This window comes from Asanoa sp. WMMD1127 (assembly GCF_029626225.1).
Taxonomy (GTDB): domain Bacteria; phylum Actinomycetota; class Actinomycetes; order Mycobacteriales; family Micromonosporaceae; genus Asanoa.
The window spans coordinates 6,553,644-6,566,829 of record NZ_JARUBP010000001.1 but is presented as its reverse complement, the minus strand read 5'-3'; the positions used below and the strand labels follow the sequence as shown (position 1 = coordinate 6,566,829).

Genomic DNA, 13,186 nt, shown 5'->3' with positions numbered 1-13,186 from the left:
AGGGTTTACCCGATCGCGCCGATCGCTATGCCAGGGCGGCGGGCGACTCCGCGCCGGGCACCAGCAGCCGCGGCGCGCCCGACCCGTCGGCCGGCACCGACCACACGTCGGGCCGGCCGTCGGCCTGCCGCACCGTGTAGCCGATCGTCCCGGCGTCGAGCCAGGCCGGCTGGTCGTCGACGCTCGTGGACTCGGCCAGCGGGGTCACCGCCAGCGTCGCGAGGTCCAGCACGGACAGCCGCCAGCCGCGGGTCGGGTCGCCGTCGATCGCGTGCTTGAAGGCGATCCGGCGCCCGTCCGGTGACAGCGACGGGCACTCGACGTTGTCGGCGACGGTCCGCAGCGTACGCCCGGCGAGGTCGCCCTTCATCAGGTAACGGTGGCCGCCCGTGGACATCGTCGCGTAGAACGTGTTGTCGTCGGCCGCGAACGTGACGCCCCAGAAGTTGCGGTCGACGGAGCGCACCGGCGCCCCGTCCCGCAGCGCGGTGAACTCCTCGAGCGAGGCGACCAGCGTTCCGCCGGAGGTGTCGAGGATGCCCGTGCGGGTCGAGAAGCCGCCGCTGTTGTAGGAGTCCCCGCCGACGAACGTGGTCCACGCGACGAACCGCCCCGACGGCGAGACCCGGGCCCGGTTCGGCAGGCCGGGGATGTCGACGGACCGCACGGGCGCCAGGTTCCGGTCGAGGACCACCGCCTTGTACGTCCACGGCGTCGCCGGCTGCAGGCAGATCCCGGTGCCGGCGGCCGCGTAGACCCGCACGCACTCGACCGCCGAGACCGTCCGCGATCCGGCCGGGTCCGAAGTGGACACCAGCGCGACGTGCCGGTCGGTCACCGTCAGCAGGGCCGGCGCCCGGTCGAGCGTGACGGCGGCCGTGGGCCCGGCCGCGGACGGCTCCCGCGCGCCCATGATGTAAGCCGTCGCCATGACGGCCAGCACCACCGCGAACGCGAGCACCGACAGCATCCGGGCCCGCAGACTCCAGCCGTTCACGCCGACCGTCCCTTGTGGAAGAGCAGGCCGGCGGTGACCCCGCCGGCGACGACCGCGACCAGGGCCGCCGCCAGCACGGCGGCGGTCGGCCCCCAGGCGGCCCAGGCCACCCCGAACAGCACCGACGACACCAGGTAGGCCAGCGCCTGCCCGGTCTGCACGAGCGCCAGACCGGTCGCCCGCAGGTTGTCGGGCAGCACCGGGCCGGCCAGCGCCATCAGCACGCCGTCGGTGGCGGCGTAGTAGAGACCGTACGCGCCGAGCGCCGCGACCAGCAGCACCCAGCCGCCGACCGGCGCGGCCAGCAGCAGGTAGGTCAGCGCGAGGGCCGCGTACCCGGCCAGCAGCACCGGTCGGCGGCCGATCCGGTCGGCGAGCATCCCCAGCGGCGCGGCCAGCAGCAGGTAGCCGAGGCTGGTGCCCACCGCCAGCAGTGGGAACCAGAGCAGCCCGATCTCGGTGCGGCGCTGGAGCATCAGGTAGACGAACCCGTCCCCGATGGTCGCCAGGCCCAGCAGGGTGGCGGCCAGCAGCAGGCGGCGCAGGTCGCCGGAGCGCAGCAGGTCGACCGCGGCCCGCACCCGCACCGGCGTCGCGGGCACCGCGGCGGACCGCTCCCGCACGAACAGCACCAGGACGGCCACCCCGAGGATCGCCACGAGGAAGCTGGTCACGAACACCGCGTCGTACGACTGCCCGGACGCGGCCAGCACCGCCAGCGCGACCAGCGGCCCCAGGAACGCGCCCACCGCGTCCATGGTGCGGTGCACGCCGAACGCCCGGCCGAGCTCGCCCGGCGGCGTCGACAGGGTGATCAGCGCGTCCCGCGGCGCCGTCCGCAGGCCCTTGCCCATCCGGTCGACCGCGACCACGAGGCCGATGGCGCCCAGCGACCGGCCGGCGGCCAGCAGCCCGAGCTTGGCAACGGCGGACAGCGCGTAGCCGAACCCCGCGAGGGTCTTGCGGGCCCGCACCCGGTCGGCGACGTAGCCGCCCGCGATCCGCAGCAGGGCGGTCGCTCCCGTGTAGACGCCGTCGACGACGCCGTACGCCAGCGGGCTCAAGTGCAGGCCGAGCACCAGGTAGAGCGGGAGGACGGCGGTGACCATCTCGGCGGACACGTCGGTGACGAGGCTGACGGTGCCCAGCGCCAGCACGTTGCCGCCGACGAACGCCGCGCCGCGCCGACCCCGGCCGTTCCCCGCGGCGGGCCGAGAGATCGTCGACAGGTACACGCCGAAAACCCTCCATGTCGGATCGGCCCGAGGCAACCGTCGCGGGGTGAACAGATCGGTGTCCGCCGTTCACCCGGACGACCCGATCAAGTTGATCCAAGCCCGTAGATTCCTGGACCATGCGCACCCCTATCCTGGCCGGCGCCACCACGGCGACCGTCCTGGCCGGCGGCATCATCGCCGCCGTACTCGGCTCGACCAGCCCCGCGGCCGCCGCCACCAGCACCTTCCGGCCGTCCGCCGACACCTACGTGCAGAACGACACGGCGTCGACCAACTACGGCACGTCGACCCAGATCACGGTCGACAACAGCCCGGTCCGCCGGATGTTCCTGCGCTTCTCGGTGAGCGGCGTCAGCGGCACGGTCAGCTCCGCCAAGCTGCGTCTGCGGACGATCTCCGGCAACTCCGGCAGCGACGACGGCGGCGCGTTCCGGGCGATGTCCAACACCACCTGGTCGGAGACCGGCACGACGTGGAACAACCAGCCGGCGATCGACGGCGCGTCGGTCGGCTCGATCGGCGGCGTCACCGCCAACGGCTGGTACGAGCTCGACGTCACCAGCGTCGTGCGGGGCAACGGCACGTTCAGCTTCGGCGCGACGTCCGGCAGCACCGACGGCGCCTACTACGACGCGCGGGAGAGCGGCGCCGACGCGCCGCAGCTCGAGGTCACCGCCGGCACGACGACCCCGCCGCCGAGCGGCGACCCGGTGCTGGTCGGCGCCGGCGACATCGCCACGTCGGGATCCGGTGACAGCGCCACCGCCGCGCTGGTGAACGGCATCTCCGGCACGGTGTTCACCACCGGCGACAACGTCTATCCCGATGGGACCAGCGGCCAGTTCTCCAGCTACTACCAGCCGACCTGGGGCGCGTTCAAGTCGCGGACCCGGCCCTCGCCGGGCAACCACGACTACAACACGTCCGGCGCGAGTGGCTACTACAGCTACTTCGGCTCCCAGGCCGGCCCGGCGGGGCAGGGCTACTACTCCTACAACCTGGGCAACTGGCACATCGTCTCGCTCAACTCCAACATCAGCACGTCGGCCAGCTCGGCCCAGGTCACCTGGCTGCGCAACGACCTGGCTGCCAACACCCGGCCCTGCACGCTGGCCTACTGGCACCACCCGCTCTACACCTCGGGCGCCAACCACGCGCCGTCCACCTCGACCCGTCCGCTCTACCAGGCGCTCTACGACCACAACGCGGACGTGGTCGTCTGGGGACACAACCACCAGTACGAGCGGTTCGCGCCGATGAATCCGAGCGGCGGCCTCGACAACGCCCGCGGGCTGCGCTCGTTCGTCGCCGGCATGGGCGGCGCCGACCACTACGGCTTCGGCACGATCCAGCCCAACAGCCAGGCCCGCAACAGCGACACGTTCGGCGTCCTCAAGTTCACGCTGCACAGCAACTCGTACGACTGGCAGTTCGTGCCCGAGGCCGGCCGGACCTACAACGACAGCGGGACCGGCAGCTGTCACTGAGCCCGCTGTCCGACTACCCGCCGCGTCACCAGCGCGGCGGGTAACGTCGTCTCGTGGCCGAGCTGACGAGCACCGTGCGCCTCATGCTCAACGGGGCGCCGCGGGAGGTCACGGTCGACAACCGCACCACCCTGCTCGACCTGCTCCGCGACCGGCTCGACCACACGGGCACCAAGAAGGGCTGCGACCACGGCCAGTGCGGCGCCTGCACGGTGCTGCTCGACGGTCGCCGGGTCAACTCGTGCCTGCTGTTCGCGGTGGCCGTCGACGGCCGCGAGGTGACCACGGTCGAAGGGCTCGCCGACGACGAGCCGCACCCGATGCAGGCGGCGTTCGTCGCGCACGACGCCTTCCAGTGCGGCTACTGCACGCCGGGCCAGATCTGCTCCGCCATCGGCATGCTCGACGAGCTGGCCGAGGGCTGGCCCAGCGCGGTCACCGACGGCGAGGTGCGCCTCGACGACGCCGAGATCCGCGAGCGGATGTCCGGCAACATCTGCCGCTGCGGCGCGTACCCACACATCGTGGCCGCGATCCGCGAGGTGGCCGGGGGAGACTGATGCGGGAGTTCGCGTACGCCCGGGCCCGCAGCGTCGACGCCGCGGTCGCGCTGGTCGCCGACAACCCCGGCGCCCGCTACCTCGGCGGCGGCACCAACCTGGTCGACCTGATGAAGCTCGGCGTCGAGCGGCCCGAGCTGCTCGTCGACGTGACCGGGCTGCCGATGCACGAGGTGACCGACGACGGCGGCACGCTGCGGATCGGCGCGCTCGTCCGCAACAGCGACCTCGCCGCGCACCCGGTCGTCCGCGAGCGCTATCCCGTGCTCAGCCAGGCGGTGCTGGCCGGCGCCTCCGGCCAGCTGCGGAACGTGGCCACCACCGGCGGCAACCTGTTGCAGCGCACCCGGTGTGTCTACTTCACCGACGCGACCAAGCCCTGCAACAAGCGGATGCCGGGCTCCGGCTGCCCGGCCATCGAGGGTGCCCACCACAACCTGGCCATCCTCGGCGCGTCCGACCACTGTGTCGCGACGCATCCGTCCGACCTGGCGGTGGCGCTGAGCGCGCTGGACGCCCGCGTCGACGTGCAGGACCTCGCCGGCCCGCACGAGATCCCGCTCGAGGACTTCTACCGTCCGGTCGGCGACCGGCCCGACCTGGAGGTGACGACCAGCGACGGCGCCCTGGTCACCGGCGTGACGGTGCCACCGCTGCCGGCCGGCACGCGGTCCGCCTACCGCAAGGTCCGGGAGCGGGCGTCGTACGCGTTCGCGATCGGCTCGGTCGCCGCGGTGCTGGCGGTCGAGGGCGGCCTGGTGACCGACGTGCGGATCGCCCTCGGCGCCGTGGCCTCGCACCCGTGGCGGGCCCGGGTCGCCGAGCGTGCCCTGCACGGCGGGCCGGCCACCGTGCCGGCGTTCGAGGCGGCGGCCGAGGCGGAGCTCGACGCGGCCCGGCCGCTGCGCGACAACGGCTACAAGGTGCCGCTGATGCGGGCCCTGGTCACCGCGGTGCTCAGCGAGCTGGCAGGGCTGCGATGACCCGCACCTGGCAGGCCGCGCCGTCGGTGGGCCACCCGCTGACCCGGGTCGAGGGCCTCGACAAGGTCACCGGGCAGGCCCGCTACGCCGGCGACGTCGACCGCCGCGGCCTCGTGCACGGGTGGGTCGTGCCGGCCACCATCCCGCGCGGCCGGGTGCTCAGCCTCGACGTCGAGGCGACGCTGGCCATGCCGGGCGTGCTGGCCGTGCTCCACCAGGACAACGCGCCCCGGCTCACCGACATCGGCGAGGGCACGCTGTTCCTGTTCCAGGGTGACCGGGTGGCGCACTGGGGCGCGCCGGTCGCGCTGGTCATCGCCGACACGCCGGAGCGGGCGCGGGAGGCGGCCGAGCGGATGCGGGTCGACTACCTCGCCGAGCCGCCCGACACGGTGTTCCGCCCCGACCATCCCGGCCTCTACCGGCCGGAGCACGTCAACCCGCGCAACCCGACGGTGACCGAGAAGGGCGACGTCGAGGCCGCGCTGGCCGGGGCCGCCGTCGTCGTCGACGCGGAGTACCGCACGCCGGCGCAGCACAACAACGCGATGGAGCCGCACTCGGCCACCGCGGAGTGGGCCGACGGCCGGCTCACCGTGCACACCTCCACGCAGTACGCGTACGGCGTGGCCCAGAGCCTCACCAAGCTCTTCGACCTCGCGCCCGGGACGCTGCGGGTGCTGTCCGAGCACGTCGGCGGGGGCTTCGGCAACAAGGGCATGCCGGCCCGCCCGGACGCGGTGCTCGCGGTGATGGCGGCGACGCTGGTCGGCCGCCCGGTGCGGGTCACCCTCACCCGGCCGCAGCTGTTCCCGCTGACGGGCTACCGCACGCCGACCGCGCAACGCCTGCGGCTCGGCGCCACCGCCGACGGGCGCCTGGTCGCCGTCGAGCACACCGCCGCGATGCAGACGTCCCGCCTGGCCGAGTTCACCGAGCAGACGGCGATCTACGCGCGGGCCATGTACGCCGCCGACAACCTGCGCACCGACCACCGGGTGGTCGCGCTGGACGTGCCGACGCCGCGCTGGATGCGGGCGCCCGGCGAGGCGCCCGGCTCGTTCGGGCTGGAGTCCGCGATGGACGAGCTGGCCGAGGCGTGCGGCGTCGACCCGGTCGAGCTCCGGCTGCGCAACGACACCAGCCACGAGCCGGCCTCCGGCCAGCCGTTCAGCAGCCGCCGGCTGGCCGAGTGCCTGCGGGAAGGGGCGCGCCGGTTCGGCTGGGCCGAGCGCGATCCGCGGCCGGCCGCCCGCCGCGAGGCCCGCTGGTGGCGGGGGACCGGGGTGGCTGGTGCGCACTACCCGGCCCGGACGGCCCCGACCACGGCGCACGCGACCGCGCTGCCCGGCGGCCGCTACGTGGTCCGGGTCGCCGCGACCGACATCGGCACCGGCGCGCGTACCGCCCTGACCCAGCTCGCCGCCGACGCGCTGGAGGTCCCGGTCGACGCGGTGCGGGTCGAGATCGGCGACAGCGACTTCGGCCCGGCGATGGGCGCCGGGGGCTCGATGGGCACCGCCTCGTGGAGCTGGCCGGTGGTCACCGCCTGCCACGACCTGGCCCGTCGGATCGCGTCGGGCGAGCCGGTGCCGCCCGAGGGCCTGACCAGCACGTTCGACTCCACCGAGGCGGTCGGCGCCCGCGCCGAGTTCTCCCGGTACGCGTTCGGCGCGCACTTCGCCGAGGTCGCCGTCGACGTCGCCACGGGCGAGGTGCGGGTGCCGCGGCTGCTCGGCGTCTACGCGGTCGGGCGCGTGGTCAACCCGCTGACCGCCACGTCGCAGCTGATCGGCGGGATGACGATGGGCCTGTCGACCGCGCTGCTCGAAGAGTCCACGCTGGATGGCCGGTTCGGCGACTTCGTCAACCACAACCTGGCCGACTACCACGTCGCCACCAACGCCGACGTGGGCGCCATCGAGGTGGCGTTCGTCGACGACCCGGACGACGAGCTGAACCCGTCCGGCGTCAAGGGGCTCGGCGAGATCGGCATCGTCGGTGTCCCGGCCGCCATCGCCAACGCGGTCTGGCACGCCACCGGCGTGCGCCAGCGTGAGCTGCCGATCAGCCCGGCCCGCGCGATCATCAGTGGACAGTGAATCAACGCACGGATTAGCTTGACGATCGTCGTAACCCCCCTCACGACGAGGTGATCCGATGACTGCCCCTGCCGGTCACCCTCTGGACCGACTGAGCGCCGCCGAGATCGACGCGGCGCGCACGTTGTTCCAGAAGCAGGACCTGCTCACACCCACCACCCGGTTCGCGCTGCTGGCGCTGGAGGAACCGGCCAAGCACGAGGTGCTCGCCTGGCGCCCGGGCGACCCGCTCGACCGGCGTGTCCGCGCGCTGCTGCTCGACGTGGCCACCGGGCAGGTCCGCTCGGCGATCGCCTCGGTGACCCGCGAACAGGTCGACGAGGTCGTCGACATCGACCCGGCCGTCGACGGCCAGCCGCCGATCCTGCTCGACGAGTTCATCTCGGTCGACGAGATCGTCAAGGCCGACCCGCAGTGGCGGGCCGCGATCGAGCGGCGCGGCATCACCGACTTCGACCTGGTGCGGCCGTGCCCGCTGTCGGCCGGTGACTTCGACATCCCGGGCGAGAGCGGCAAGCGCCTGCTGCGCGTGCTGTCCTTCGTGGCGCACCGGCCCGAGGACCACTGCTGGGCGCACCCGATCGACGGCGTCGTCGCGTACGTCGACCTGATCGAGAAGAAGGTCGTGCAGCTCATCGACCACGCCCTGCTGCCCGTGCCGCAGGAGGAGGGCAACTACGACGACCCCGCCTACACCGGGCCGCCGCGGGAGACGCTCAAGCCACTGGAGATCACCCAGCCAGACGGCGCCAGCTTCCAGGTCGACGGCGACCAGGTGACCTGGGAGGGCTGGACGTTCCGGGTCGGCTTCGACCCGCGCGAGGGCCTGGTGCTGCACCAGCTGGCCATCCAGGACCGGCCGCTGATCTACCGCGCGTCGATCGCCGAGATGGTGGTGCCCTACGCCGACCCGAGCCCGGTGCGGTTCTGGCAGAACTACTTCGACGCGGGCGAATATCTGCTCGGCCAGCAGGCCAACTCGCTGGTGCTCGGCTGCGACTGTCTCGGTGAGATCTACTACTTCGACGCCGTGCTCGCCGACGGCGAGGGCAACCCGCGGGCCGTCAGCAACGCGATCTGCCTGCACGAAGAGGACTTCGGCGTGCTGTGGAAGCACAGCGACCTGTTCACCGAGGCCGCCGAGACCCGCCGCCAGCGCCGCCTGGTCATCTCCTACTGGGCCACCGTCGGCAACTACGACTACGGCTTCTTCTGGTACCTCTACCTCGACGGCACCATCGAGATGGAGGTCAAGGCGACCGGCGTCGTGTTCACCTCGTCGTACGCCGAGGGCGCGGAATATGCCACGGAGATCGCGCCGGGGCTCGGCGCGCCGTACCACCAGCACCTGTTCAGCGCCCGGCTCGACATGATGCTCGACGGCGTCGGGAACGCGGTCGACGAGCTCGACGTGCGGCGGGTGCCGGTCGGCGAGGCCAACCCCTACGGCAACGCGTTCACCCGCACCGCGACCCGGCTGGCCCGGGAGTCGGAGGCGGCCCGCAGCGCCGACAACGCGGTCGGCCGGGTCTGGCGGATCTCCAACCCGGACAGGACCAACCGGCTCGGGCAGCCCGTCGCGTACGTGCTGCGGCCCGAGGGTCAGCCGGCGCTGCTCGCCGACGCCTCCTCGTCGATCGCCCGGCGGGCGGCGTTCGCCACCAAGCACCTGTGGGTCACCCGCTACGACGCCGACGAGCGCTACCCGGCCGGCAACCACGTCAACCAGCACCCGGGCGGGGCCGGCCTGCCGACGTTCATCGCCGACGACCAGTCGATCGACGGCGAGGACATTGTCGTGTGGCACACATTCGGCAGCACGCATTTCCCGCGGGTCGAGGACTGGCCCGTGATGCCCGTCGACCGTTGCGGATTCTCGTTGCGGCCGGCCGGATTCTTCGACCGGAACCCCACATTGGACGTTCCGGCCAGCACGGCGAAACACTGTCATTGACGATCAAATCGGGGGTACGCCCGGGTGGGCGTACCCCCGATGCAATTCCTTGATAATTAACGGCGAGTAGTGACCGCCATCGCGGCGACCGCGCCTTCGACGCCCTGGATCACATCGCGCAGCGGTGCGGGCAGGCGCACGGTGATCGCCGAGATGCTGTCGGCGACCTCCTGCCGGGTCCACTCCAGCATGATGCGTTGTTCGAGGCCAGTGGCCTTGACCAGGGCGGCCAGCGTGGCTGTCTGCGCGTCGATCTGAGCCGGTCGCTGCAGGTAGTAGGAAAGTCGCACCAGGGGCCGCGTCGCCGTCAGCGCGTTGACCGCGGGATAACGCACAGTAAGCTTCCTGGACAGCCCGGCACGCTGCTCGTCGCGACGGACCATCCCCGCGGCGACGACGCGCTGCGCGACCACCTCGCCGACGTTGCCGCGGAGGTGCTCGACCCAGGCCCGGGGCACGAACTCGCTGGCTCTGGTGTGGATCTCCCGCAGCACGACGTCGGTGACCGGGTCGCCCCAGGGGCGCGGGTCGTCCACGGCCACCTTTCCGGCGACCACGGTTATCCGTCTCTGCAGGATCAACTCACCGAGGGCAGCGCCGGCCAGGCCGGCGTCCAACATCTCGGCGTTGATGACTGTCTTGCCGGTGTATTCGTTGTAACCGGCGAGAAACAGTTCGTCGGCAAGCCCTAAGTCGCTCATAACCTCAGGCGGGAGTCGAAGAGTCGAGGAGATCACCGGCGGGGGGTGGGGCGCCGATTTTGTGCGGGGCAAATCGTACGCCGATCTTGAACTTCATTCAACTGTTGTGATCCTTCGATAAGGACCCTCCACAGTCTTGAGTGGTGGAGATCAGGGTCGTACGATCGGGCGTCGCGAAACCGATCAAAGACCCTCTGAATCGAGGAACCCCCCAGTGTCCGAACAGCTCGCAGGAACTCTCGCCAGGCGACGCCTCGGCGTAGTACACCTGTTCTTCTTCGTCGTGGCGGCATCCGCGCCGCTGACGGTCCTCGGTGGTGGCGTCACCACGACCTTCGCGGTCACCGGCTCCAAGGGTGTCCCGCTGTCCTTCCTGGTGCTCGCGCTCATCCTGGGCATCTTCGCGGTGGGCTACGCGGCCATGAGCCGCCACGTCGCCAACGCCGGCGCCTTCTACTCCTACATCTCGCAGGGTGTCGGCCGCCCCGCCGGTGTCGGTGGCTCGTTCGTGGCGCTGACCGCCTACAACGCGATCCAGATCGGCCTCTACGGCCTGTTCGGCTTCATCTTCGCCGACTTCATGAACACGAAGTTCGACGTCGACGTGAAGTGGTGGGTCTGGTCGCTGGCGGCGTGGCTGCTGATCGGCCTGCTGGGCATGCTGCGGGTCGACCTCAACGCGACGGTCCTGGCGGTCCTGCTGATCCTCGAGATCATCGCGACCGCGGTGTTCGACATCGTGGGCCTGAGCAACCCCGCCGGCGGCAGCGTCTCGATGGCCGGTTGGGACTTCGGCAACCTGTTCGCGTCGGGTGTCGGCGCCGTCTTCGCACTGGGCATCGCGGCGTTCACGGGCTTCGAGTCGGGCGCCATCTACAGCGAAGAGGTCAAGGACCCCAACCACACGGTCGCCCGCGCGACGTTCCTCGCGGTGCTGTTCACCGGTCTGTTCTACGCGATCTCGGCGTGGGCGATGTCGGTCGTCGTCGGTCCCGACAACGTGCAGCAGGCGGCCACCGAGGCCGGCCCGGGCGTCGTGTTCGGCACCCTGGCGGAGCAGGTCAACACCACGGTGTCGGACATCGCCGTCGTGCTGTTCTTCACCAGCGTGTTCGCCGCCCTGCTGTCGTTCCACAATGGAGTTGCGCGCTACCTGTTCGCGCTCGGTCGCGAGCGGGTGCTGCCGCAGTTCCTCGGCCGCACCAGCCGCCGCACCATGGCGCCGGTCGCCGGCTCGCTGACCCAGTCGGTCATCGCGATCGTCGTGCTCGTCGGCTTCGTCATCGCCGGCAGGGACCCGGTCCTCGACCTGTTCACCTGGCTGTCCGGTGTCTCGGCCGTCGGCGTCGTGCTGCTGATGGCGTCGACCTCGGCCGCGGTCGTCGGCTTCTTCCGCACCCGCCGCGGCGACGAGTCGGTGTGGCAGGGCACCATCGCCCCGGCGCTGGCGACCATCCTCCTGACCGCGCTGCTGATCACGGTGGTCGTCAACTTCAACAGCCTGCTCGGTCCGGAGACGCCGAGCTACCTGCGCTGGCTGCTGCCGGGCCTGATCGGCGCGGCCGCGGTCATCGGCGTCCTCTGGGGAGCGATCCTGCGGTCGTCGCGGCCCGAGATCTACGAGGGCATCGGCCGGACCGTCGGCCAGCCGCTCGCCGCGAGCGACGAGACCGGCCCGGAATACGTGCCGGTGCACTGACTCCTGGTGGTCCGAACGCCCGCGCGGCCGCTGTGCCGCGCGGGCGTTCCGCGTCCCGTGGGCGTAGCCTCCCGGCATGGAATACACGCGCCTGGGCTCGTCGGGCCTGGTCATCTCGAAGATCGTGGTCGGCTGCATGGGCTTCGGCGACCCGAGCCGCGGCCACCACGCCTGGAGCCTCGACCTGGAGCACTCCCGGCCGCTGATCCGCCAGGCCCTGGAGGCCGGCGTGACCACGTTCGACACCGCCAACGTCTACGCGTACGGCTCGAGCGAGGAGATCCTCGGCCAGGTCCTCGGCGAGCTCGCCCGGCGCGACGAGGTGGTCATCGCGACGAAGGTGCACGGCCGCATGGCCGACGGCCCCAACGGCGCAGGCCTGTCCCGCGGCGCCATCATGACCCAGGTCGACGCGAGCCTGCGCCGCCTGCGCACCGACTACATCGACCTCTACCAGATCCACCGCTTCGACCCGGACACCCCGGTCGAGGAGACGATGGAGGCGCTGCACGACCTGGTCCGCGCGGGCAAGGTTCGCTACCTCGGCGCGTCGTCCATGTGGACGTGGCAGTTCGCCGCCATGCAGCACGCGGCCGACCTGGGCGGCTGGACCCGCTTCGTGGCCATGCAGAACCACTACAACCTGCTGATGCGCGAGGAGGAACGGGAGATGCTCCCGTACTGCCTCGACCAGAACATCGGCGTGATCCCCTGGAGCCCACTGGCCCGCGGCCGCCTGGCCCGCGGCTGGGACACCACGACGGACCGCAGCGGCACGGACCGCTTCGGCGCGACCCTCTACCGCCAGTCGCAGGACGCGGACCGCCAGATCGTCGAGGCGGTGGGCAAGATCGCCTCGCCCCGCGGCCTGTCCCGAGCGGTGGTGGCGCTGGCCTGGGTGCTGTCGAAGGCGGCGGTGACGGCCCCGATCGTCGGCGTCACGAAGGACCACCACCTCACCGACGCGCTCGCGGCCCTCGACCTGACCCTCACCGACGAAGAGACCGCGATGCTCGAGGAGCACTACATCCCCCACGTCCCGGAAGGCTTCTAGCCCGCAAGCCTGCTGCTCAGGGCGGCGCATCGCCGATCTCGATTTCGGTGATCATCCGGCCCGGCGGGTCGAGGCTCACCTCACCGACCGCCTCGCCCGACACCTCCAGCCAGATCATGAGACTGCCGGAGCTGCCTGGTGGCGCGGTCAGGAGGAACGAGCAGCCGTCCCTGCAGCGGCAGTGGCCGTAGAAGCGTTGCGCTGGAAGCGAATCGGCGAGGTCGCCGTAGCCCATCTCGCGGAGAACGGCCACGACCCGGGCGGTCACATCAGGAAACGCCACGGCCATCGTCAGCCTTGGCGGCTCGGTGAGCCGTTCCTGTCCGCTCATGCAGGTCTTCTCTGACGGTCGCTTCAGTGGCCGGACATGGTTTCGCATGTGCGCACATGGATGAGCATGTGCGGTTCCGG

11 protein-coding genes are annotated in these 13,186 nt (G+C 71.7%); 7 read left to right on the top strand and 4 right to left on the bottom strand.

What is annotated here, in order from left to right:
- Positions 1 to 25: 25 nt before the first annotated feature.
- Positions 26 to 997, bottom strand: a complete 972-nt coding sequence (locus O7635_RS31360; protein ID WP_278084107.1) for a hypothetical protein — start codon at positions 995 to 997, stop codon at positions 26 to 28.
- Positions 994 to 2,232 carry an MFS transporter gene (locus O7635_RS31355; protein WP_278084106.1) on the bottom strand — a complete coding sequence of 413 codons (1,239 nt, stop codon included), beginning with the start codon at positions 2,230 to 2,232 and terminating at the stop codon, positions 994 to 996. The genes O7635_RS31360 and O7635_RS31355 overlap by 4 nt, the downstream gene beginning before the upstream one ends.
- 119 nt (positions 2,233 to 2,351) lie before the next feature.
- Between O7635_RS31355 and O7635_RS31350 the strand changes: the two genes are divergently transcribed.
- The 5 genes from O7635_RS31350 (at position 2,352) to O7635_RS31330 (ending at position 9,321) form a co-directional block, all read left to right on the top strand.
- Entirely contained in the window at positions 2,352 to 3,722 is a 1,371-nt protein-coding gene (locus O7635_RS31350) for a DNRLRE domain-containing protein (RefSeq protein ID WP_278084105.1), read from the top strand.
- 62 nt (positions 3,723 to 3,784) lie between these two features.
- A complete protein-coding gene (locus O7635_RS31345) occupies positions 3,785 to 4,282 on the top strand; it encodes a 2Fe-2S iron-sulfur cluster-binding protein (RefSeq protein ID WP_278085613.1) in 498 nt (165 codons plus the stop codon).
- Positions 4,282 to 5,265, top strand: coding sequence for a xanthine dehydrogenase family protein subunit M (locus O7635_RS31340; protein WP_278084104.1), 984 nt, complete (start codon positions 4,282 to 4,284; stop codon positions 5,263 to 5,265). The genes O7635_RS31345 and O7635_RS31340 overlap by 1 nt, the downstream gene beginning before the upstream one ends.
- Complete coding sequence (locus O7635_RS31335) at positions 5,262 to 7,367, top strand: xanthine dehydrogenase family protein molybdopterin-binding subunit (RefSeq protein ID WP_278084103.1); 2,106 nt, start codon at positions 5,262 to 5,264, stop codon at positions 7,365 to 7,367. Before O7635_RS31340 ends, O7635_RS31335 begins: the two co-directional genes overlap by 4 nt.
- 58 nt (positions 7,368 to 7,425) lie before the next feature.
- Entirely contained in the window at positions 7,426 to 9,321 is a 1,896-nt protein-coding gene (locus O7635_RS31330; protein WP_278084102.1) for a primary-amine oxidase, read from the top strand.
- Positions 9,322 to 9,377: 56 nt separating this feature from the next.
- Here O7635_RS31330 and O7635_RS31325 read toward each other — a convergent pair whose 3' ends face one another.
- Entirely contained in the window at positions 9,378 to 10,058 is a 681-nt protein-coding gene (locus tag O7635_RS31325; RefSeq protein ID WP_278084101.1) for a GPP34 family phosphoprotein, read from the bottom strand.
- Between the two features lie 178 nt (positions 10,059 to 10,236).
- Between O7635_RS31325 and O7635_RS31320 the strand changes: the two genes are divergently transcribed.
- Together O7635_RS31320 and O7635_RS31315 are read left to right on the top strand one after the other, a co-directional pair.
- On the top strand, positions 10,237 to 11,721 hold the full coding sequence (locus O7635_RS31320; protein WP_278084100.1) for an APC family permease: 1,485 nt from the start codon (positions 10,237 to 10,239) through the stop codon (positions 11,719 to 11,721).
- Between the two features lie 76 nt (positions 11,722 to 11,797).
- On the top strand, positions 11,798 to 12,775 hold the full coding sequence (locus tag O7635_RS31315) for an aldo/keto reductase (RefSeq protein WP_278084099.1): 978 nt from the start codon (positions 11,798 to 11,800) through the stop codon (positions 12,773 to 12,775).
- Between the two features lie 16 nt (positions 12,776 to 12,791).
- On the opposite strand, the gene O7635_RS31310 is transcribed toward O7635_RS31315, so the two are convergent.
- The gene (locus O7635_RS31310; RefSeq protein ID WP_278084098.1) at positions 12,792 to 13,106 is read right to left on the bottom strand and encodes a hypothetical protein; all 315 of its coding nucleotides are present in this window, start codon (positions 13,104 to 13,106) and stop codon (positions 12,792 to 12,794) included.
- Between the last annotated feature and the right edge of the window lie 80 nt (positions 13,107 to 13,186).

Bases quoted from the DNA above. Each gene is read 5' to 3' on its own strand.
- O7635_RS31350 (WP_278084105.1), top strand. From the start codon at position 2,352: ATGCGCACCCCTATCCTGGCCGGCGCCACCACGGCGACCGTCCTGGCC.
- O7635_RS31330 (WP_278084102.1), top strand. From the start codon at position 7,426: ATGACTGCCCCTGCCGGTCACCCTCTGGACCGACTGAGCGCCGCCGAG.
- O7635_RS31315 (WP_278084099.1), top strand. From the start codon at position 11,798: ATGGAATACACGCGCCTGGGCTCGTCGGGCCTGGTCATCTCGAAGATC.
- O7635_RS31310 (WP_278084098.1), bottom strand. From the start codon at position 13,106: ATGAGCGGACAGGAACGGCTCACCGAGCCGCCAAGGCTGACGATGGCC.
- O7635_RS31340 (WP_278084104.1), top strand. From the start codon at position 4,282: ATGCGGGAGTTCGCGTACGCCCGGGCCCGCAGCGTCGACGCCGCGGTC.
- O7635_RS31335 (WP_278084103.1), top strand. From the start codon at position 5,262: ATGACCCGCACCTGGCAGGCCGCGCCGTCGGTGGGCCACCCGCTGACC.